General features: G+C 46.4%; 22 protein-coding genes. 15 read left to right on the top strand and 7 right to left on the bottom strand.

The window, feature by feature from the left end:
* Positions 1 to 71: 71 nt before the first annotated feature.
* From MHUN_RS13285 to MHUN_RS13250, 7 genes are all read left to right on the top strand, one after another.
* Complete coding sequence (locus MHUN_RS13285; protein WP_239441531.1) at positions 72 to 1,376, top strand: tRNA(Ile)(2)-agmatinylcytidine synthase; 1,305 nt, start codon at positions 72 to 74, stop codon at positions 1,374 to 1,376.
* Positions 1,377 to 1,445: 69 nt separating this feature from the next.
* Positions 1,446 to 2,366, top strand: a complete 921-nt coding sequence (locus MHUN_RS13280; RefSeq protein WP_011449502.1) for a deoxyhypusine synthase — start codon at positions 1,446 to 1,448, stop codon at positions 2,364 to 2,366.
* Positions 2,367 to 3,044, top strand: coding sequence for an orotidine-5'-phosphate decarboxylase (gene pyrF / locus MHUN_RS13275; RefSeq protein ID WP_011449501.1), 678 nt, complete (start codon positions 2,367 to 2,369; stop codon positions 3,042 to 3,044).
* A gap of 16 nt (positions 3,045 to 3,060) precedes the next feature.
* On the top strand, positions 3,061 to 3,423 hold the full coding sequence (nrdD, locus tag MHUN_RS13270) for an anaerobic ribonucleoside-triphosphate reductase (protein ID WP_011449500.1): 363 nt from the start codon (positions 3,061 to 3,063) through the stop codon (positions 3,421 to 3,423).
* Entirely contained in the window at positions 3,420 to 4,331 is a 912-nt protein-coding gene (locus tag MHUN_RS13265) for an adenosylcobinamide amidohydrolase (protein WP_011449499.1), read from the top strand. The genes nrdD and MHUN_RS13265 overlap by 4 nt, the downstream gene beginning before the upstream one ends.
* Before the next feature lie 89 nt (positions 4,332 to 4,420).
* Positions 4,421 to 6,250 carry a nucleic acid-binding, OB-fold, tRNA/helicase-type gene (locus MHUN_RS17730; RefSeq protein WP_011449498.1) on the top strand — a complete coding sequence of 610 codons (1,830 nt, stop codon included), beginning with the start codon at positions 4,421 to 4,423 and terminating at the stop codon, positions 6,248 to 6,250.
* Positions 6,243 to 6,818, top strand: a complete 576-nt coding sequence (locus MHUN_RS13250; RefSeq protein ID WP_011449497.1) for an RPA family protein — start codon at positions 6,243 to 6,245, stop codon at positions 6,816 to 6,818. The genes MHUN_RS17730 and MHUN_RS13250 overlap by 8 nt, the downstream gene beginning before the upstream one ends.
* Before the next feature lie 42 nt (positions 6,819 to 6,860).
* Here the strand turns inward: MHUN_RS13250 and MHUN_RS13245 are convergent, their stop codons facing one another.
* The 5 genes from MHUN_RS13245 to MHUN_RS19245 are packed head-to-tail and all read right to left on the bottom strand — an operon-like array spanning position 6,861 to position 10,170.
* A complete protein-coding gene (locus MHUN_RS13245; protein WP_011449496.1) occupies positions 6,861 to 7,172 on the bottom strand; it encodes a hypothetical protein in 312 nt (103 codons plus the stop codon).
* A gap of 44 nt (positions 7,173 to 7,216) precedes the next feature.
* Positions 7,217 to 8,950, bottom strand: a complete 1,734-nt coding sequence (locus MHUN_RS13240; protein ID WP_011447340.1) for an IS1634-like element ISMhu4 family transposase — start codon at positions 8,948 to 8,950, stop codon at positions 7,217 to 7,219.
* 58 nt (positions 8,951 to 9,008) lie between these two features.
* A complete protein-coding gene (locus MHUN_RS13235) occupies positions 9,009 to 9,461 on the bottom strand; it encodes an XcyI family restriction endonuclease (RefSeq protein WP_011449495.1) in 453 nt (150 codons plus the stop codon).
* The gene (locus MHUN_RS20070) at positions 9,458 to 9,907 is read right to left on the bottom strand and encodes a DNA-methyltransferase (RefSeq protein ID WP_204222974.1); all 450 of its coding nucleotides are present in this window, start codon (positions 9,905 to 9,907) and stop codon (positions 9,458 to 9,460) included. Before MHUN_RS20070 ends, MHUN_RS13235 begins: the two co-directional genes overlap by 4 nt.
* Complete coding sequence (locus MHUN_RS19245; RefSeq protein WP_204222972.1) at positions 9,823 to 10,170, bottom strand: DNA methyltransferase; 348 nt, start codon at positions 10,168 to 10,170, stop codon at positions 9,823 to 9,825. Before MHUN_RS19245 ends, MHUN_RS20070 begins: the two co-directional genes overlap by 85 nt.
* A 341-nt stretch (positions 10,171 to 10,511) precedes the next feature.
* Between MHUN_RS19245 and MHUN_RS13225 the strand changes: the two genes are divergently transcribed.
* The 3 genes from MHUN_RS13225 (at position 10,512) to MHUN_RS13215 (ending at position 12,763) form a co-directional block, all read left to right on the top strand.
* A complete protein-coding gene (locus tag MHUN_RS13225) occupies positions 10,512 to 11,138 on the top strand; it encodes a peptidase M50 (RefSeq protein WP_011449494.1) in 627 nt (208 codons plus the stop codon).
* Positions 11,139 to 11,199: 61 nt separating this feature from the next.
* Positions 11,200 to 11,775 (top strand): flavodoxin family protein, encoded by a 576-nt coding sequence (locus MHUN_RS13220; protein WP_011449493.1) that lies wholly within the window; start codon positions 11,200 to 11,202, stop codon positions 11,773 to 11,775.
* Between the two features lie 61 nt (positions 11,776 to 11,836).
* On the top strand, positions 11,837 to 12,763 hold the full coding sequence (locus MHUN_RS13215) for a hypothetical protein (RefSeq protein ID WP_011449492.1): 927 nt from the start codon (positions 11,837 to 11,839) through the stop codon (positions 12,761 to 12,763).
* 4 nt (positions 12,764 to 12,767) lie between these two features.
* Here the strand turns inward: MHUN_RS13215 and MHUN_RS13210 are convergent, their stop codons facing one another.
* Positions 12,768 to 13,364 carry a chemotaxis protein CheW gene (locus MHUN_RS13210; protein WP_011449491.1) on the bottom strand — a complete coding sequence of 199 codons (597 nt, stop codon included), beginning with the start codon at positions 13,362 to 13,364 and terminating at the stop codon, positions 12,768 to 12,770.
* Positions 13,365 to 13,448: 84 nt separating this feature from the next.
* Here MHUN_RS13210 and MHUN_RS13205 point away from each other — a divergent pair, with 84 nt between their 5' ends.
* Both MHUN_RS13205 and hisD read left to right on the top strand, forming a co-directional pair.
* A complete protein-coding gene (locus MHUN_RS13205; RefSeq protein ID WP_048067541.1) occupies positions 13,449 to 14,057 on the top strand; it encodes a chemotaxis protein CheW in 609 nt (202 codons plus the stop codon).
* Positions 14,030 to 15,388: a histidinol dehydrogenase gene (gene hisD, locus MHUN_RS13200; protein ID WP_394296007.1), complete on the top strand. Its 1,359-nt coding sequence runs from the start codon at positions 14,030 to 14,032 to the stop codon at positions 15,386 to 15,388. The genes MHUN_RS13205 and hisD overlap by 28 nt, the downstream gene beginning before the upstream one ends.
* A 24-nt stretch (positions 15,389 to 15,412) precedes the next feature.
* Here the strand turns inward: hisD and MHUN_RS13195 are convergent, their stop codons facing one another.
* On the bottom strand, positions 15,413 to 16,108 hold the full coding sequence (locus MHUN_RS13195; protein WP_011449488.1) for a dolichyl-phosphate beta-glucosyltransferase: 696 nt from the start codon (positions 16,106 to 16,108) through the stop codon (positions 15,413 to 15,415).
* Positions 16,109 to 16,190: 82 nt separating this feature from the next.
* On the opposite strand from MHUN_RS13195, the gene MHUN_RS13190 reads away from it, so the two are divergent.
* The 3 genes from MHUN_RS13190 to guaA are packed head-to-tail and all read left to right on the top strand — an operon-like array spanning position 16,191 to position 19,187.
* Positions 16,191 to 16,640 carry a PaaI family thioesterase gene (locus tag MHUN_RS13190; protein ID WP_011449487.1) on the top strand — a complete coding sequence of 150 codons (450 nt, stop codon included), beginning with the start codon at positions 16,191 to 16,193 and terminating at the stop codon, positions 16,638 to 16,640.
* Positions 16,641 to 16,686: 46 nt separating this feature from the next.
* On the top strand, positions 16,687 to 18,270 hold the full coding sequence (gene pyrG / locus MHUN_RS13185) for a glutamine hydrolyzing CTP synthase (RefSeq protein ID WP_011449486.1): 1,584 nt from the start codon (positions 16,687 to 16,689) through the stop codon (positions 18,268 to 18,270).
* The gene (gene guaA, locus MHUN_RS13180; RefSeq protein ID WP_011449485.1) at positions 18,270 to 19,187 is read left to right on the top strand and encodes a glutamine-hydrolyzing GMP synthase; all 918 of its coding nucleotides are present in this window, start codon (positions 18,270 to 18,272) and stop codon (positions 19,185 to 19,187) included. The genes pyrG and guaA overlap by 1 nt, the downstream gene beginning before the upstream one ends.
* Positions 19,188 to 19,198 lie beyond the last annotated feature (11 nt).

Raw genomic sequence — 19,198 nt, 5'->3', positions numbered from 1 at the left:
GTACATAAGGAATTTGGTGCGCAGATTCATAATTAGCAGATAATCTGGATGCTCCCTGATTTGCATGAGATTTGCAGAAATATACGGATGAAAAGCTGATGACGAACACCTGGTTTTTAATTGGCCTTGATGATACGGATGCTCCGGATGGAATGTGTACGACCTGGCTTGGAGCAGTGCTGGCCACAATTCTTGAAAAGTCAGGAATGAAGGTATTTTCTTCCAGACTGGTCAGACTCAACCCGACTGTGCCCTATAAAACACGCGGAAATGCTGCGATCTCTCTTTGTGTCAGAGGCGATCCGGATTATGCATTCAGCATCGCATCAGGTCTTGTGGAAAAGTTCGCTGCGCTCTCCTGTGAGAATACACATCCCGGTATTGTGGTCGGTCTTCAAAAGCCACCCGCTGATTTTTACTGGAAAGCGGTTCAGAGTCATTGCAGGATTGATGAAGCCAGGGATTTCCTTGCCAGATATGCATTGCGATTTCTAGGGTATAAACTTGGGAGAGGTCTTATTGGAGCGACTGCTGCGGTGTGTAGTGAGTTTCCAGATTTTACCTGGGAGTATCTGGCATACCGGCATCCCGGTCGGCTGTATACTCCCCGTCAGGTTGACGCCGAGAGTCTTCGATTATCAGAGGAACAGACCAGTCCTCACACCTGGGATACCTGGGATACGGATATGAAAGGCCCGGTCTGTGTCCCTCATACACCGGATCCGGTGTTATTTGGTATCAGGGGTGACTCTCCCTTTTCTGTAGCCCATGCAGTGTCGATGGTCAGATCAGAAGGAGCGGATCTGGCTCGTATCTGGAAGACAAACCAGGGGACTGATGCACACCTGGTCTTTTATGCAGGGAGCCTTCTGACTGAAGGGATATCATACCTGATCAGGGGCAGGGTTCATGGTACACCAAAAACCGGAAAAGGCGGCCATGTCATTTTCCCGCTCAAGATTTGTGATCATCAGATTCACTGTATGGCCTTTGAACCGACGAAGAAATTCAGGGATATTGTCCGATCATTACGGCCTGGTGATGAGATCCTGGTGGCCGGGAGTTACCTGAAAAATACCCTGAACCTTGAGAAGATGTACGTATTCTCTGCTGAACCATATATATCAGTACGGGCACCCATCTGCCCGGCATGTCAGAAGCGGATGACCAGTGCAGGGTCAGGAAAAGGGTATAAATGCCGCCGGTGCGGGAATCGCACAACCAACCCTGAACACATCATTGAAAAGCGGACCATCTCTTCAGGCTGGTACGAAGTTCCCCCCGGAGCACGACGTCATCTCTCACGACCTATTGTCCGGGGTTATGTTGAGCCTCATCCTTCCTACCTTCCCTCATCACGGAAGAAGGGGTGCTGATTTTCACCTGGTGGGATCGCATTTCCTCGCACGTCAGGTACTTGGGAGTTGACCACCCATACATATAGTATGGAATGTGATGTGCCGGTACGACAGGTCCATCTTAAGCCTGGGATGACAGTAAAAAGTCTCATCAGTGCCATGGAGCAGGCTGGAGCGTATAATGGTGGTGCCCTGTCACGGGCGGTGAGCATAACCGGTACGATGTATCAGGATAAACGGGTAACCCGCTTTTTTGGTCTTGCCGGAGCGATGGTTCCCGCTGGAATGGGTGGTATTGTATCTGACCTTATGGAAGCAGGATACATTGATGTTCTGGTGTCAACCGGTGCCAACCTGACTCATGATATTATAGAAGCAATCGGATGCCATCATTTCCGGGGAACGGAGAAATGCAACGATATTGAGCTGCGGCATGATGAGATTAACCGGATTTATGATGTCTATCTCCCGAATGATTCATTCATAAAATTTGAGGAGTTTATGCAGGACATCCTCTCAAAAATTCCTGATGGTACCGTCATATCGATCACGGATCTCCTTGCCCATATCGGTTCTCACCTCAATTCAGGTATCCTTGCGACGGCGGCCAGAAAGAAGATCCCGGTGTTTTGTCCTGCAGTTCAGGACTCGATGATTGGGCTGCAGTTCTGGTTATACCGTCAGACCCACAAGATAGTCGTTGACGCATTTGGTGACATGGATAAAATCATGGACCGGTGTTTTTCAGCAGACATCGCTGGTGCGTTCTTTGTCGGAGGCGGTGTTCCGAAGAATTATATCCTCCAGAGCATGCTCATGACACCAAAAGGTTTTACCTATGCCGTGCAACTGACCGGAGACCGGCCTGATCTTGGTGGTCTCTCTGGTGCGACTCTTGATGAAGCCAGATCCTGGGGAAAGGTTGACGAGGATGCACAGACGGTTACGGTGTATGGTGATGCAACGATAACCTTCCCACTTATCATGTCAGCAGTTCTGGAGAAATAAATGACCGAAGTAATCCTTGCCCTGGATGTAGGCACCCGTGATGCAGCGGTGTCGATTGCAGAGAAGACTGGACCATATCTGGATGCGATAAAGATAGGCTATCCCCTGGTTCTGGCAGCAGGTCTTACGATAGCTGACGAATTATCAGCCGGGGGACTTCCCCTTATTGCCGATTTCAAGGTGGCTGATATTCCTAATACAAGCCGGCTTATCGCCGAGGAAGTTTTTTCTCATGGGTTTTCAGGAATTATCTGTCACGGCTTTGTCGGCAGGGATTCTGTGCTCGCCTGTGTAGATACTGCTCATGATCATGGGGGAGAGTGCTATGTCGTCACTGAGATGAGCCATCCTGGTGCGGTAGACTTTTTCCATGGGGGCATTGCCGAGCGGATTGCTGCACTTGTCTGCGAAACCGGGGCGGATGGGATTATTGCTCCAGCTACACGACCTGAACGGACACAGATGTTGCGCACTCTCATCGGCACCAGAAAGATCCTGTCACCCGGTGTTGGTGCACAGGGCGGGGATCCATCAGCAATAGCAGGAATCGTGGATGGAATTATCGTTGGTAGAGCAATTTACGAGTCTGCAGATCCTGCCGGTGCGGCGCAGCAATATGCACAGTTCAGAAGTCTTCGCGGAACGAACCCTCATCTTCCCTATCCATTAAGGGAATGAAAGGCAATCACTTAGTATGAACTGGACCAAGGAACAACTGGCTCTTTCAGAGAAGTACTCCTGCAAGGAGGAGATCCCTGAAAGTGAACGAAGATATAAATGTCACACCTGCCACCTGATTGTTGATGAAAGTCCGTGTCCTGTCTGCGGTGATGTGAACCTGGAGATCATGTGCCCCCTTGACAACTGTGACTGTTCACATGAGATTGCTGCAACAATAGAATACTGCCCGCTCTGTGGTGAACCGGTCTGCCCTGAATGTGGATGTCATGACGTTGTGCAGATTAGCAGGGTTACCGGATACCTGCAGGACGTGTCCGGCTGGAATGCAGGCAAACAACAGGAATTAAAAGACCGTCAGCGTTATAGCATCACATGAGGTATTTCCTCAGATCAAATTCCCTTATCGTACGTGGGAAGTTTCGAATCTGCAGTTCCGGACCTCATGGTGGCATTCGAAATTGTACAACGCTGATAAATCATCAGGTTCAAAACGACTTTTCTCATGATCCGGAGAAGGAGCTGGAGTTGCTCTCATATTCTCTGGGTCTTTCATATACGGACACTGCTGGTCTTCTGACGGCTGTTGATATGAATACGCTCTGTATTCTTTCCTGGGATACCATGATGGTCTTTGTAACGGCAGGGATAACCCACCCTGATCCGGTGCAGTCATCAGTACCGGCATCGGAGGATGTACCAAATCCTGCTCCCGGGACGATCAATATTATTGTCCTGACCCGGGATTTTCATGATCAGGCTCTGGTCGATGCGGTAATTACTACGACCGAAGCAAAAGTCCTCGCTCTTCGTGATGCCGGTTATGATTTTGCAGGAACGGTCACTGACGCGGTCATCATCGCATCTGAAGGCCAGGGGACCATCAGGTACGCAGGGAGTGCAACAGAAACCGGACAGCGGATTCATGAAACAGTGTATACAGGTGTAACAAAAGCTCTGCTTCGCCAGTCTGATACGAAGAAGAAAAAGCCCTCATTTTTTATCCGTTCAGGTATCGGCGGACCTCACTGGGTATTATGGGAGAAAGAGCATTGCCCCTATTATCCGTGTCATTATCAGGGGCAGCGATGTGATCTGTGTTACTGTCCGCTCTACCCGTGTGGAGATACAACCCTTGGTGATTGGATTTTAAAATCTGAACGGGCACCGGTCTGGGCATGCACCCGCTGTTTATTAAATCACCACCCATTGGTAACCAGCCATCTTTTGAGAAATCCTGAAGCCACTTTACTTGAATTAAAGTCTTTATATTCCAAAACTCTCTAAAATATCTATAATTTATTGATGTTTTCACTTTCACCCCGCGGGTGTCTTCTTTAAATACCCTTGTTGTTGACCTTTCTTATGGAGATGAAATGGAACTCAAAGAAATCGCAGACAGGATCTCCGAAAAATTTGCAGCAGCAGGTCATCCAATTGACCGGGCAAAACTTGAGGAAAAGATCAACCGGTTTGTAGAAGAATTCTCTGTCCCACCAGCCGAAGCGGAACGATCAATAATTGGTGATTATGCCCGGCAATTTGGGATGGAACTTCCATCAGCAGGTCCGTCAAAACAGGATGCTGATTCTGTAATACCGATATCAGAGATCCAGGCCGAACAATGGGTAACGGTCGAAGGACAGATAGTTACCTTAATCCCGTCACGCTCTCCATCAGTAGCCCAAAGCGGGGTAATAATGGACTCAAGCGGGACTATGCGGTTTACCGTGTGGGCAAAGGCAAATGCACCGGTCATGGAACAGGGAAAATGGTACAGGCTCGAATCTGCGGTAGCGGATGAATATAATGGTCAGGTAAGTCTGAAAGTTCATTCGGGAACCACCATAACTGAACTTTCTCCGGATTCTGTTCCTGAACCGGTGATCACACCGCTATCAGAGATAAAACCAAAACAATGGATATCTGTTGAAGGTGAGGTCACAACCATCTTTCCACCCCGGTCTCCTTCAATTGCACAGTCTGGAATATTTGCAGATAATTCAGGTACTATCCGGTTCACCGTTTGGGCCTCTGCCAATGCTCCGCTCCTTGAACAAGGGCACTGGTACCGGCTGGATCTTGTTGAATCAGACGAGTTTAACGGGCAATTATCAATAAAAATTCATAGCGGGACAAAAATCACCCCCATATCCAGAGATGAAATGCCTGACATCGAAAAGACCCCGGTTGGAGAATTATCACCTGGTGTCGCCCTGGTTGAGGGGAAGGTAGTGGCGATTGAGAAGCAATATTCTGATCAAATACTTCAACGGGGTGTTTTTGCTGATGATTCCGGAGCGGTCAGGTTTATCATCCGAAATAGTCCGGGAGCAGAACCCCTGATGGAAAATCAGTGGTACGCAATAAAGGGGGCAGTTGTGGATCGGTACCGGGGGGCATTAAGCATGCAGATAAATCCTGGTACAGCGACACCACTTCTGGAGGACCGGAGTATCAGACCAAATATCATTCCGGTCGCCCAGGCAGGGCCGGGAATCGTCTGTCTGCGGGTAAAACTTGTCCAGGAATATGAAAATACTTCAGAACGCATCTTCCAGAGCGGCCTTTTGGGCGATGAGTCGGGGACTATCCGGTTCGTCACCTGGAAGGATGATATGGCCCAGAGACTGGTACCGGACATGGTCTATAGTATCTATTATGCATCAGTTGATGAGTTCAACGGCCGGTTATCTGTAACCCTGAACGGGGCAACCCTTCTTCCAGACGAAGGCGCCACTATTCAGGTGAGATCTCCGAATGAGGAAGTAAAGGGGGCATTTGTCCACCTGTCTCCAGGATCAGGTCTTATCAAGCGATGTCCGGTTGAGGGATGTGGTCGTGTCCTCTCAAGGCAGAATTATTGTCCGATCCATGAAATTCAGCCGAATTATATCTATGATCTCAGGGTTAAAGGGTGGCTTGATGACGGTCAGAAGACCTATGATACGATAATTTCACGGGAGGGTGTTGAAGAACTGACCGGATTAAACCTCATCACGGCACAGGAGATGGCAGAGAATAACCCTCTTGGTCTTGATACCGTATTTTATCATGTCAATGAACAGATTCTGGGGCGGTATCTTATCTGCCGGGGCAAAGTGTTTGATAATCGCCTGGTTGCCTATAATTGCGAATTTCAGGCTTTTGATGCTGGGATGCTGGCCGAACTGATGAACCGTGCGGAGGGTGGATCACATGAGTGACAACTCAGCAAACCGAAGATTTGAACGCGAGTCAGCGAAAAGAGTCTTTGCGGCAGAACTTCGGGAAGCTCACCATCATTTCAGAGAAGGGACGGATGACAAAAGCCCGACCTATATACTGCTTCCAACTGGAGAACGGTGTAATCGTGTATTCATCGCCGGAACTCTGACTGAAAAGAAGAAGTCTGAAGGAGAGGCGGTCTTTTATCAGATCAGGGTCATGGATCCCACCGGAATCTTTTTTGTGAGTGCCGGGAGCTACCAACCCGAAGCGCTTCATCAGATCTCATCGATCGAATCACCATCCTATGTAGTCATTATTGGAAAGCCTGGGGTGTTTCAGGCCCCTGATGGCAGAAACCTGGTATCAATCAGGGCAGAATCTATTACCGCCGTTGATAAAACTGTGGTTGACTGCTGGATTCTGGATACTGCCCGGCTTACGCTGGACCGGATTGAGAAGAATAATGACGATCCCGATCATCAGAAAGCTGCTGAAATATATCAGCGGCCATTTGAATCCTGGAGACCAAAAGTAAAAGAAGCACTTGCTTCTATACAACTCTGATTTTTTGCTGAAAAAAGTTATATTACGGTTATTAACCGCTGTTTATAAACCGTACTTGCCTGTCCGCCTCTGTTTACCGTCAGCCGGACTGAGAATGTCCCTTTCTTGAGATAGAGTTGTATATTCAAAAGATGCTTCACAGATCTCAGGGTACTGGAATGCATCCGGGATATCCCGAAGGACACGGCGGATAGCATCCTTGAGACTGAGTGATGTATCTCCGAGGATGCGTGTAGAATCCAGGAGTAATTTCTGCTCTTTCAGGCGTTCTATATACTGTGCAGCAAGTATTTTCAGTTTTTCATCTTCGCCTATCTCTGCTTTGAGCAATTCTTCAAGACCTGTAAATCTCATTATCTATCCCCTACCAATGCAATTAATTAAAATTTATTCTGATCTCACCGTTCGCTGATCTTAAATTCAGATTCCTGAATTGATCCCAATTGAGTATAAACACTAATATCAACATTCATCAGATTTAAAATCTCTCGATGCTTTTGATTTATCCCAGTAATTGTGTAAAAAACCTGTTCACCATAAAATGAAACTAACAAATAAATCTCTTTGAAAAACTCAATAATTCTTTCAGTTTTAGGATTATTTACTATTTTCGTTGGATTATATTCGAAAAGACCACTCAAACCCTGACCTCTACTTTTCAGCGAATCCCTGACTTTTTTCTCAATAATAACAAGTGGTCTCATTACAATAGTCAAAAACTTCACTAAACCATCAATTCTGTCATCTCGTTGAATAAACATTGGGGCAAGTGAAAGTGCCTTTCCCTTCAGCCGATGAAATTGATGCTCTATGATATACTGATCACGGTAAGTCAGAACAACATCTTGCATCGATAATTCATTTTCTGGTTTATTTGTTACATATACCCTCCATCCTGATAATTCCTGCGCTTGTTGAAGGGCTTGCAAGTTAATAGTTGGTTTAACCTCAATTCTCGTCGATTGTTCAATTCTGGCGGGATTGTTTCCGTATTTTCGTTTTGGAGTATTACTAATATGCTCGATATACTCAACTTCGAATACCGCTGTTAATCCCTTATCTCCAAGAATAGCATGTACTTTTTCTTTTGCTTCCTCGATTGTTCGGTAAATTTTCTTTCCCTTTCCTCTTTTATTCATTGAATTTATCTCAAAGAAAGCTTTTTTTACTTGCTCTTCAAGTGATAATCTGAATTTATTTGCATGAGCAAATGATTTTGCGTAGATTAGCCGTTCCTCCCAGGTTATGATTTTCCCCTCATATTCCATTGAATGAGATATTTTTTTCTCAAATCCTTCGGCTATAATCGCATCGCTTCCATCATAGTACGATCGTGAAACTTGTGTGAAGGAAAGATTAGACTCCTGATGTGCTATGATTGCAGAATAAATTTCCTGAGTAGGATGAGAGACTTCTGATAACGGGCATAAATAAAAGTCATTATTGATAGTCGTATACAAACGAGTTGCTATGGCACCCATTTTGCAATCTCCCACAAAAAGTAATCCAGATTGTCCCGTAGATTTTTTCACCTTTTCCATTGCAGGGATATAGAGAGGATCATCAGCACAATTTCCAGGGACTACACTAACGGTGAGGGGCAAACCCAGCACATCAAGCACTGAAAGTACGATTTTTATTTGAGGGAGGGAGGCGTCATCTTTTGAGTTGCCAAATTGTATTAATCCGTTTTTATCGATAATTCCATTGCTGTTTACTGTTGTCATATCAAGACGGACGATGTTTTCATCCGTTAAACCATATATACGCAGTGTAGAACGATTTAATTCAGATTCAAATCGGTTCCAAAGTTCATTATTGTGCAATAGAGATAATATACGAGCCAAATGGTCATCAGTAAAGCATTTTGGACTAAATTGAAAACCAATCAATTTTTCCAGTAAATTTTTTTTGGTAGTAACCCACTTCTCCAAGGGACACATACGATGATCATTTTCGGTCAGGCAGTAGCAGATCCAAATGGCAATCGTTTCACCAATCGGCAAACCCACCCAGTTTCTGTGAGGCGAATATACCTCATTCAAAATTCGTATGATTTGAAGTTCTTTTAATGTTTCAAAGATATATGGGATTCCGCCGATGTGTTCAATTTGATGTGTCGGAGCGATCATCCCATATATATGTACACTTCTCAGATATAAAGTTAAGCTTTATAATTTAACATTTACCTTATAAGATCAGCGAAAGGTAAGCTGATACAACCCGAAACTGCAATGTGCCATACAGGCGGTCATATACGATAAGAAATAATTTCATGATTAAGGTATAAAAGCTCATGCCATGGGATGAGAATATTCCAAATTTACCAAAAATATTCGATTGATAAAACTGTTTTTGAGAAAAACCAAATAATAAACGATAATAGCCTAATAAAAACGGATTTGCCACTAAAATACATGGTATGGGGAAAATTCTTTCTCCACGCAGACCCCAACCTGCAACTTTCCTAATTTTATCCTTTGATACAAGCTGTAGTAATTCCCCGTCAATTCTTTCAATATCCATTTTCAATATCGTATCAGTGAGAGCTTTGGAAAGATACTGTTCAGAAATTATCTTTAGTTGATTATAAAAGGAAAACTGAAGGTCTGGAGATAGTACAATAAGAGATCTATCACTCATAGTGTTTGTTGGGATAATCTATTCAAGCTAATATTAATAAAATCGGGATTCAATTCAATTCCTAGAAAACACCGACCTAATCTTCGACTTACGATCCCTACTGTCCCTGTCCCAAAAAAGGGATCAAGTACAATGTTACCTTCTTTTGATCCACCTAACACACATGGCTCTATTAATCCTTCAGGGAAAATTGCGGAATGATCATACGCATTCGGAACAGTATGTATTGACCATACTGTACGAAGATTTCGAAGGCCATCACCTTTCGAATCCGGTTCTTTCATAACAGAATGATTATAATAATATCTTTCATTTTTTGAAAGCAAAAATACATACTCATGTGATCTCGTAGGACGATCTTTTACAGACTCAGGTTGGCAATTTGGTTTATGCCAAATAATGTCCGACCGGAGATACCAACCATCTTCGAGAAGAGCAAGGGCCATCTCCATGGGATACCAATGAGGTCTTTAGGTTTCAGACCTTCAGGTGTTGGTGGCCTATAATCCATCTTTCGGGCAGGATTTTTCTTATCAGAATCCCTGGTTTTACGGTTACCACTTGTATAGGTATCACCAATATTGATCCATATCGTTCCATCGTCTGTAAGAGTCCGTCTCACCTCCCTGAATACGGCAACAAGATGGGCAATATAATCATCAAGATACCTTTCGGCACCGATCTGTCCAGGGATTCTATAATCCCTCATCCCATAATATGGGGGACTCGTTATAACAGTTTGAATAAAAGAATCGGGCAATTTTTCCAATATTGTGAGTCCATCACCACAGATAATGTATGAACCTTTCCCATCGTTCCATCGAATTTCAGGAATTTCTGGAGTATGCCCAACGCTAAATAAAGAATCCCTGAAAATATTATCAGAATAGTGATCGACACTGGTTGTTTCCAATTTATTCCATTGATAATTTTACTATGGATATTTTTACACCCACATAATGAAACCTTTTATTCAGGATTAATCCACTGAAGCAATCTTGTAAATGTGAATCTTGGTATCCGTCAAACCATTGTAGTATTACAACATACATGTATGCCATGTATATATGGGAAAAAATCCCCCCCCATGAAAGACGTGACCTTTTGGTTGCCTGGCTCGCTCTTTCTGCAGCATTTACCCTCGCGATGGTGTGGGGGCAGCGACTTGATCCATTCATTATCGGACAGTTCTTTATAATCTCCCTCGTCACAGCAGGAATCGCCTTCATTGTACATGAAATGGCCCATAAATTTACCGCAATGAAGTACGGATACTGGGCTGAATTTCAGATGAACAGTATGATGCTGGTAGTTGCCGTTGCCATGGCTGCACTCGCAGGGATTGTCTTTGCAGCTCCGGGAGCTACCATGATATATGGAAATTATATCTCACGGGAAGAGAATGGAAAAATATCACTTGCCGGGCCGGTGAGCAATCTCATCCTCTTAATACCCTTTGCTGCCCTGATAGTAATTGGTCAGTCAGCAGGGTCAGCTTTACTTGCGATCATCGGCCTCGTGGGCGTCAAAGTCAATGCGATGATTGCCGCATTTAATTTACTCCCAGTCGGACCTCTGGACGGGGCTAAGATCCTCAGCTGGAACCCGGTCATCTTCGCAGGTGTGGCACTCATTGCATTTGGTATCCTCTTCGGATCTTTGAGTGGCTTTTTCTAAGACGGAGCATAGAAAAATCCCTGAGTGGATTTTATCAATCTCCCTCACTCATGTATGATTTATGAAAGTAGTTGCATTTCTTGGAAGCCCCCGTCCGGATGGAAATTCGGAGCACCTGGTCCGTCGTGTCTTTGATATTCTGGAATCAAACGGGATAGAGACAGAAATGGTTCGAATCGGTGGAAAACCATTGCATGGATGCCTTGCCTGTATGAAATGTTACGAAACCAGAAATGGACAATGTGCAAATCAGACCGATGATCTGAATGAATATGTTGAGAAGATGCGGGAGGCAGACGGGATAATCTTCGCGTCACCAACCTACTTTGCAGACGTCACCGCCGAGATGAAGGCTCTCATTGACAGGACCGGTATGTTAAGCAGGTCAGGTGGTGACTTTCTCAAATTTAAGGTAGGTGCTGCGATCATATCGGTCAGAAGAGGAGGAGCCATCCATGCGTTTGATACCATCAACCATCTGTTCCTGATGTGTCAGATGATAGTGCCCGGATCATCCTACTGGAACATGGGCCTTGGAAGGCTTCCAGGGGAGGTCGACTCAGACGAGGAAGGTTTGGAATGCATGGAGACCCTTGGGGTCAATATGACCTGGCTTCTCAAACGGATCGCTGAATAAATCCTTTTTTTCCCACCGACCAGCTAACATATCAGGTACCGGGCTGAGGTATGTGCTAGTCATGGTACTTGAAGAAGAGATCTTGTTTTCTTCGGAAGAAGAAGCACAGGGTTGTGTAAAGATTTTTCGAAATCTGAACATCTCTGCCAGTCTGAAGACCAAGGTGGAACTGGAAAGCAGGGTGTTATACAAAGCACCCTTCAGAGCGTTAAAGGGAGTTTTTGAAGAAGAGATAGCCCGTATCCGTGATGCCGGGGAGGAAGGATTTGAAGAGTTTGTAAAGGCCTTTGAAGAGGGTTTACAGGATCTCATCACTGAAAGAAACTACCTGGAGCAGACATTTATCAGCCATAAACCTGGAGATCACATCAACACGAAGCTTTTCAATGTCCTTATCAGTGACGGTGAGATGCCTGAAACCGAAGAAGATATGGAGGCATTTTTAAGAGAAGCCACAGTTACACAAATTCTGGGGCTCAATAATCTCCTTGACATAGATGAGGAGGGCATGATTCTGACACGTACCATCTCTCCTGATGACGCGGTCATGTCCCTGTTCGGTGATGAAATTCCCCCATTCAGGGAGGAGGCATTACAAAAATGGGAGATCATCCGGAGCCTTGAGGCACGGCAAACCTATACCTATGTCGTCACCACAGGGCCTGACGTCATATACCTGGAAGATCTGACAGAACTGGAAGAGTACTTCAAAAAGACTGATAATGAGGAGGAAACAGATAAATTCTTCGCCAACCTTCAGGTGAAACAGGTATTAGTCGGAGAGATTCTGGGGATTATTCAAAAGGATGGCCGGGCATCAAAAGAGCACCTGATGTCTGAATTTATCCATAAGACCCTGCCGATTGAAAATGATAAACTCACTATCGACTTTCACCTCTCGCCGGCATATATTGAATCGGTCCTCAATGACATGAAAAAACTGGGAATCTTGAAAGGAAAAGACTCAAAACTGAAACTTGTGATCTAATCCCTTATGCTTTCATTTTTCCGGTATTCTTTTTCCATTCTCCAGAGAGCAGATATTGCGGATTGAAAAGAGCAGTGAGACGGAAGACAATAGAATCAGCCTGGTCCCCGTCAATGATCGTACGGATAAGATCTTCAAAGTCGATCCAGACAAGGTCATCTTCGCCAGCCGCGAACTGTCGTCCATTCTGGTGCAGGAATGTATCAAGTGAAATTTTCATAAACCCGAGCATGAAATTATTCTGAATTTTTGCATCAGACCGGTCAAGATGGGATACAACAGCATCAGGAACCTCCATAATTCCATACACATCATCGACCAGGATACCAAAACGCGTACTGTGTGCATCCTCAGGGACGAAGACGATGATCTTCTTTTTGGCCCGTTCCTTTCCGAGCGGGATGATTCTTCTGATATCGATGACCTTTATGACGTCAGATCTGACATGTATGATACCTGGGATAAAATCCGGTGCGCCAGGAAGGGGATTTTTCACCTGGTCAGGCACTATCTCGCGGATATATGAGACCTGTGCCCCGTACAGACCATCCCCAAGGGCAAAAAGCAATAACCGATGAAGTACATCATTTTTTGTCGTCATCCCATTAAACCCCCGGGACTGACCGGCATACATTCAGGCCCGGTCTATCATAGGAGTACTGTTGGTTCAGGATATGGATATATTTTGCAGCAGAAGAAGACAGATACCAAAGAGTATATACAGGGAACGGATAAGATAAAAAACAGAACGGATTTTACTAGCATGCAGGAACATCTGACACTCGTTGAGATATTACTGGGAAAGGATCACTATCTTATTGATGGAGACATCATCGACAAGTTTGTCCGTCCCCTTCAGACCATCGATGTCTATGATGCTCCCCCGTACATCGAAGGGATGGCACAATGGGGTGAGGAGATGATACCGGTCATCAGTATTGCACCCCTTCTTGGCATGGACAGGGCAGAAAATAAAAGACGGAGAACTCTTATCATCCACAAAGGAGCAGTCAGTGAAACAGAAATGGCGGTCTCGGTTGATGATGTATTCAATGTCAGGAATGTCAATCCGTCTGATATCATGCCAGCCGATATATCGGCATGTGACGGGATGGAAGAGTATGTAAAAGGATTGATCCGGCTGAAAACAGAGTCTGAAGGGAAAACAGAGGAACTACTTCTCCTCTACCTGAATCTTTACAAAATGCTTACCGACCTGTTACGTGGAAAAATTGCGCGTCCTGCACCTGATTTTTACATCTGGAGATGGGACAGCGGGATTGCATCCCCCTAGTATTGGTCTGGCACCCATTCCGGTCTGCTCTGTCATATCACTTTTTTGAGCCATACATCCATGTACTACCCATGAGCTGGAGTCCGGTAACACTCGAGAACTGGCTGATAAGACAGAAAGACACGCTTGATGAAGTCAGGGGGCCGGTTGAGGCGATCATTTCGGAAGTCAGAGCTCGTGGCGATGCAGCGCTCCTTGATTATGCTGAAAAGTTCGACAAAGTCCGTCCAGAAGCAGTCAGACTGAGCGAAGAGGACTGGGATGCAGCATACGAGGACGTATCGCCAGAGTTAGCCGAGGCATTATCTGAAGCATATGCACGAATCAGCAGATTCCACGAACTCCAGCGCCGTGAGGACTTCTGGATAACAGAAACAGAGCCGGGGATCTCCCTGGGGGTAAAGACAACCCCTCTCACACGGATTGGTATCTATGTTCCGGGGGGGAGGGCAAGTTACCCCTCAACTGCTCTCATGTGTGCTATTCCAGCGAAAGTAGCCGGGGTACAGGAGGTCATATGCTGCACACCCCCACCGGTTCACCCGCTGACTTTGGTTGCTTGTGATATCGCCGGAGTTGACGAGGTGTATTTGACCGGAGGAGCACAGGCGGTTGCTGCCATGGCATATGGTACTGAAAGTATGGCTCCGGTCGAGAAGATCGTCGGTCCGGGGAACCGGTACGTGACCGCAGCAAAGATGATGGTTCGCCATACCGTCGAGATAGATTTTCCGGCAGGACCGTCTGAGATCGCTATCATCGCCGACGAGGATGCCAGACCGGACTTTATCGCTGCTGACATCCTTGCCCAGTCTGAACATGACCCGCTTGCAGCGTCCATGCTCATAACCCCAAGTACACAGCTCGCTGATGAGGTGGGGAAGTGGATTGCCCGACTGACTGCAGAGGCTGATCGGAAAGAGATAATTTCACAATCTCTTGAGCGCTCAGGATATCTTATCGTAAAGGATCTAGACCAGGCAGCAGAGGCAGCAAATAAAATCGCTCCTGAACACCTGGCAATACAGGTCAGTGATTCCTTCTCCCTGCTCGGAAAAATTAAGAATGCCGGATCGATATTTATCGGCCCCTACGCAGCAGTTGCTTGTGGAGATTATGCATCAGGTACAAACCATGTCCTCCCGACCGCAGGTAATGCCCGGTACTACTCTGGTCTGAATGTTGCACATTTCACAAAGACATCCACGATCCAGATGATTGACCGTGAGGGTCTTGAGATGATTGGGGATATTGTGGAGACGATTGCAGAGGCAGAGGGGCTGTCAGCTCATGCAGATTCAGTTCGGATAAGGCGTTCCTCTCCAAGGTGAAAAAAATCTTTTTCCTTTTTTGTCTTACGATAATAAATGGAAACGTATCCGGAAGAGTGTTACCAGCATTGAGAGTGTATCTGATAGCCGAAGCCGTGAATCAAGAGTATCATTCCAGATGACCGGGACTTCAATAAGCGAGTATCCTTTTCTTGACAATTGCCAGAGAAGTTCCACATCAAATTCAAATCCAGTTGAGCGAAGATGTGGAAGAACTGCATCAAGAGCCTGTTTCTTAAAAATTTTTGCGCCACACTGGGTGTCATAAAAGGGAAGTCCAAATAAGAGTCGAATGAGGCCGTTGAATATCCTGCTCTGGATGCGCCTGAACAGGGGTTGTTTTCTCTGAAGAACCTGACCGGGAAGGTGCCTGGAACCGATGACCCCGTCATGATCTCCAATACGGCGGGAGAGACGGACCAGTTCTGACACCTTCGTTGAGTTGTCAGCATCCATGAACCCGACAAGAGGTCCTGATGCGACTGTAAATCCTGCCCGGACCCCTCCACCTTTCCCAAGCCGGTGTGGAAATGTCAGGCACCTGATGCTCAGATCAGGATGAATTTTTTTGTAATCCTGAATGATATCAGCAGTATCATCGGTACCATCACAGACAAATATAAACTCAAGGTCAGAATCGGTTAATTCTGACAAAAGTGGCCTGATACGCGTTGATTCATTATATGCGGGGATAACAATACTGACAGATGGATGATTCATAATGCTGGAGAATGAATAGTTCGTACCCTAACAGGTTCACCTGAAATACTCATATGCATTCCCCATTTTTATCGTCAATCTCATGCACCTGTACCATGCATATGTATGTATGAGTTATCTGAATGAGATAAAAAATAGGGGCCAGAAGGCAAACCCATTCTTCTGTCTCATGGGTATCGAGCCTGAATCGTTCGGAGATGGAAAAGCCCGGTTAAGTATGGCGGTCAGGGATGACATGAAGAACGGTGAAGGATGGCTCCAGGGAGGATTATACACCGCCCTTGGTGATGAGGCAATCGCCCTTGCTATCTATACGCTGCTTTCGGAAGGAGAGACCATTGCAACCGTCTCCTGCACCACTCATTTCATCAGGGGAGTCAGGGAGGGTACCATTTTTGCAGATGGCACCGTGGTCAGAAAAGGCAGAACAATGATTTATGCCGAAGCCTCCATCACTAATGCGAAAGATGGGAACCTGCTCGCACGGTGCACCGCTTCTTTTATAGTCAGGCAGGGTACTGGCACAGGGTAAATGAGGGATAAGGGTTAACTTTTCTGCAGGTTTTCGGAGGAGTCACGTGAAGTATATTTTTGTTACCGGGGGTGTTATGAGTGGTCTTGGAAAAGGTATTACCGCAGCATCCATCGGCCGGCTTTTAAAAAACCGAGGATACCAGGTTACTGCAGTAAAAATTGATCCATACCTGAACATTGATGCGGGGACCATGAACCCGGCCCAGCATGGAGAAGTTTTTGTCCTGCATGACGGTGGTGAAGTTGACCTGGACCTTGGGAATTATGAGCGTTTCTTAGATATCGAACTCAACTCCTCCCATAATATCACCACCGGTAAAGTGTACAGGATGGTCATCGACAAGGAACGTCGTGGTGACTACCTGGGTCAGACAGTTCAGATAATTCCGCATATCACCGACCAGATCAAGGATTGTATCAGATCTGCTGCAGAAGAGAAGGTCTTTGACGGGAAACCGGCTGACATCTGCATCGTTGAAGTCGGTGGAACAGTCGGTGATATTGAGAGCATGCCGTTCCTTGAAGCAGTCAGGCAGATGAGAAGTGAACTTGCCACGGCAGATCGGGCTCTGGTTCATGTCACCCTCATGCCATCGGACTCCATGGGGGATCTGAAGACAAAACCAACCCAGCACTCGATCAAGGCACTTCGTGAGCTGGGAATATTTACCGACATCATTGTTGGCCGGAGTGAGAGACCGTTAAACTCCCATACGAAGAAGAAACTCTCATCACTCTGTGATATACCACAGAACGGGATCATCAGTGCGGCAACCGCTCCGGATATATATCAGGTTCCGATGGAGCTGGAAAAGGAGGGAATGGCCGATGTCTTATGTCAACTTCTTCAACTGCGGAAGGATGGTGCTGACCCTGAATGGTACCGGATTGTCACCCGTGAATATACCCACCGGATTACCATCGGCATCGTCAGCAAATATGGAAAGGAAGATGTATACCTGTCCATAAAGGAAGCACTCAGGCATGCGGGGAGGAAACTCTCGACCGAAGTATCGATCAGGTGGCTTGATGCAGAGCGGGTAGAGCCTGCAGACCTTCGGGAATGTGACGGGGTGCTAATACCAGGAGGATTTGGTGTCAGGGGCATTGAAGGCAAGATTAATGCGATCCGCTTATGCAGGGAAGAAAGGATACCGCTCCTTGGCCTGTGTCTTGGGTTCCAGCTATCAGTCGTTGAGTTTGCAAGAAATGTCCTGGGTATCGCCGATGCCTGCAGCAGTGAATGCGGAGACGGCACGGCGGTCATTACCATCCTGCCTGAACAGGAAGGTGTTGAAAACCTGGGAGGGACCATGCGGCTCGGTGACTGTCCGGTTGAAATAAAATCCGGTACGATTGCATACAAACTCTACCGGCAGCATGAGATCATCGAACGTCACCGGCACCGGTATGAGGTTGACCCGGCATACATCAGCCGGCTGGAGGATGCAGGCCTCATCTTTTCAGGGAGAAACGGGAATCGGATGGAGATAGCAGAGATTGAAGATCATCCCTTCTTCTTTGCAACCCAGTTCCATCCGGAGTTCAGATCCAGGCCAACAAGCCCATCACCGCCATTCTTGGGTTTTGTAGAGGCATGCCTGAAGAACAGGGGGAAAGGAGAATAATGGTAAACACAGAGAAATTCATCAAAGAGGCCATTCACCGGATACAAGAAGAATCGAACGGTGAAAAGGTAGTCATTGCATTGTCCGGAGGAGTAGACAGCTCTGTCTGTGCAGAACTTGCATCGCGGGCTATAGGTGAGCGGCTGATCCCAATTTATGTGGACACCGGGCTTATGCGGAAAGGAGAAACAAAGCGGATATCAGAGATCTTCGGTCATCTGGGTCTGAAGGTTGTGAACGCCGCTGATGAGTTCCTGGATGCCCTTGAGGGAGAGAGTGACCCTGAAAAGAAACGAAAAATCGTTGGAGAACGTTTTATTCGTGTCTTTGAGCGGGAGGCTACCGCAACCGGAGCTCAATATCTCCTGCAGGGAACTATCTACCCGGACTGTATCGAAAGTGAAGGAGGAATTAAAAGTCACCATAACGTCGGCGGGCTGCCCCTCACCATGCAGTTTCAGGGCGTTATCGAACCACTCCGGGATCTCTATAAGGATGAGGTACGGGAGGTCGCAGAGGCGCTCGGCCTTCCCCGGGAGATTGCTCACCGGATGCCCTTCCCTGGTCCAGGTCTGTCGGTCAGGGTTGTAGGAAAGGTGACAAGAGAAGCAATCGACGTGGTGAGAGAGGCAAATGCCATCATCGAGGAGGTTCTGGTTGAGAAATACCGGCCATGGCAATGCCTTGGGGCCCTGGTGGGACTTGGAACCGGAGTGAAAGGCGATAACCGGCTCCATGGATGGATCGTGGCCGTCCGTGCAGTCAATTCACGCGACGGGATGACTGCAGATCCCATTGAAATATCATTTCAGGATCTTCAGGAGATCGAATCGCGGATCACCTCCTCAATACCAAGTGTAGCCAGGGTTGTTTATGATGTAACCCCCAAACCCCCTGCAACGATAGAATACGAATAACCATACCATTG

Source organism: Methanospirillum hungatei JF-1, assembly GCF_000013445.1.
GTDB lineage: Archaea > Halobacteriota > Methanomicrobia > Methanomicrobiales > Methanospirillaceae > Methanospirillum > Methanospirillum hungatei.
The sequence above is the reverse complement of the archived record's forward strand: the minus strand, read 5'-3'. Positions and strand labels throughout refer to the sequence as shown.

Coding starts and splice junctions, on each gene's coding strand:
- MHUN_RS20070 (WP_204222974.1), bottom strand. CDS start 9,907: ATGGCCCTTGCTCTTCTCGAAGATGGTTGGTATCTCCGGTCGGACATT.
- MHUN_RS13195 (WP_011449488.1), bottom strand. CDS start 16,108: ATGAATCATCCATCTGTCAGTATTGTTATCCCCGCATATAATGAATCA.
- MHUN_RS13240 (WP_011447340.1), bottom strand. CDS start 8,950: ATGATCGCTCCGACACATCAAATTGAACACATCGGCGGAATCCCATAT.
- MHUN_RS19245 (WP_204222972.1), bottom strand. CDS start 10,170: ATGAGGGATTATAGAATCCCTGGACAGATCGGTGCCGAAAGGTATCTT.
- nrdD (WP_011449500.1), top strand. CDS start 3,061: ATGAACTGGACCAAGGAACAACTGGCTCTTTCAGAGAAGTACTCCTGC.
- MHUN_RS13245 (WP_011449496.1), bottom strand. CDS start 7,172: ATGAGATTTACAGGTCTTGAAGAATTGCTCAAAGCAGAGATAGGCGAA.
- MHUN_RS13250 (WP_011449497.1), top strand. CDS start 6,243: ATGAGTGACAACTCAGCAAACCGAAGATTTGAACGCGAGTCAGCGAAA.
- MHUN_RS13280 (WP_011449502.1), top strand. CDS start 1,446: ATGGAATGTGATGTGCCGGTACGACAGGTCCATCTTAAGCCTGGGATG.
- MHUN_RS13190 (WP_011449487.1), top strand. CDS start 16,191: ATGCACCTGTACCATGCATATGTATGTATGAGTTATCTGAATGAGATA.
- pyrF (WP_011449501.1), top strand. CDS start 2,367: ATGACCGAAGTAATCCTTGCCCTGGATGTAGGCACCCGTGATGCAGCG.
- MHUN_RS13265 (WP_011449499.1), top strand. CDS start 3,420: ATGAGGTATTTCCTCAGATCAAATTCCCTTATCGTACGTGGGAAGTTT.
- MHUN_RS13235 (WP_011449495.1), bottom strand. CDS start 9,461: ATGAGTGATAGATCTCTTATTGTACTATCTCCAGACCTTCAGTTTTCC.
- MHUN_RS13210 (WP_011449491.1), bottom strand. CDS start 13,364: ATGACGACAAAAAATGATGTACTTCATCGGTTATTGCTTTTTGCCCTT.
- MHUN_RS17730 (WP_011449498.1), top strand. CDS start 4,421: ATGGAACTCAAAGAAATCGCAGACAGGATCTCCGAAAAATTTGCAGCA.
- guaA (WP_011449485.1), top strand. CDS start 18,270: ATGGTAAACACAGAGAAATTCATCAAAGAGGCCATTCACCGGATACAA.
- MHUN_RS13220 (WP_011449493.1), top strand. CDS start 11,200: ATGAAAGTAGTTGCATTTCTTGGAAGCCCCCGTCCGGATGGAAATTCG.
- MHUN_RS13225 (WP_011449494.1), top strand. CDS start 10,512: ATGTATGCCATGTATATATGGGAAAAAATCCCCCCCCATGAAAGACGT.
- hisD (WP_394296007.1), top strand. CDS start 14,030: ATGGGACAGCGGGATTGCATCCCCCTAGTATTGGTCTGGCACCCATTC.
- MHUN_RS13215 (WP_011449492.1), top strand. CDS start 11,837: ATGGTACTTGAAGAAGAGATCTTGTTTTCTTCGGAAGAAGAAGCACAG.